The sequence below is a fragment of the Oleiphilus sp. HI0043 genome, from assembly GCF_001634935.1.
On the sequence record NZ_LWEY01001135.1, the window covers coordinates 1 to 850 of the forward strand.

At 42.4% G+C, this 850-nt stretch carries 1 protein-coding gene and 1 pseudogene; both read right to left on the reverse strand.

Annotation, left to right across the window (positions count from 1 at the left end):
• Window positions 1-92: 92 nt before the first annotated feature.
• Complete coding sequence (locus tag A3729_RS34585) at window positions 93-344, reverse strand: cysteine-rich CWC family protein (protein ID WP_068510590.1); 252 nt, start codon at window positions 342-344, stop codon at window positions 93-95.
• A 39-nt stretch (window positions 345-383) separates the two neighbouring features.
• Window positions 384-850, reverse strand: a pseudogene (locus A3729_RS12745) (ribosome biogenesis GTPase Der); the annotation flags it as partial.

The window sequence follows — 850 nt, forward strand, 5'->3', positions numbered from 1 at the left end:
AAAGGCTCTGTGAAGGGAAAGTAACAAATATTTACGAGATCACATACAGGGGGAAATAGGCTTTTTCTTTTTTTAAAGTGGTAATAGGGCAGCTATATCGCTTGAATTTCAGCAATGCAGCTTGCGCACAAACAACATAAACCATTACCAAATTTTGATGCTTCAGCACGTTGATTAGAGTTCAAGTTAACGGAGGCGCACCAACAAGGCTCTTCCCGAATACTAACAGTATTAGGTGGTATCATAGCCCCCGTTGAAAGGTCTTTTTTAATGACATTCAAGCATAGGTTTGCTTTGCCACATCTGGGGCAAATATCTTCTTTAGGGGGATGCAGTTCAGTCATAGAAAGCTAAACACCTAGGCAAGCCCTCGTTAAAATCAATTAACGAGAAGTACTGCCCTTTCCTTTACTCTTACGTGTTGAGTTTTTACCACGGCGGTTACCAAATTCTCTGGATTTGGTAATACGGGCTTTTTTAGCTCTCTGCTTCTCATTCATTTTGTTAGTCGGACTAGCGAAAGGGTTATCACTCGACTTAAATTCAAAACGAATTGGTGTACCTTTAATCTTAAGTACTTTCCTGAAGCTCTTCTCTAGATAACGTTTGTAGCTATCTGGCAGGTCATCAGTCTTAGATCCATGCACTACGATGATAGGCGGATTTGATCCCCCCTGGTGAGCATGACGAAGCTTGACCCGTCGGCCACGAACAATTGGTGGTTGGTGATCAGATACTAAATCTGAAAGCAACTCTGTCAAACGTTTGGTCGGCCACTTATCGAAAGCAGATTTATAACCCTGGTCGATAGACTTATATAAATCCCCCACCCCGGTTCCATGTTTGGCTG

Coding starts and splice junctions, on each gene's coding strand:
- A3729_RS34585 (WP_068510590.1), bottom strand. CDS start 344: ATGACTGAACTGCATCCCCCTAAAGAAGATATTTGCCCCAGATGTGGC.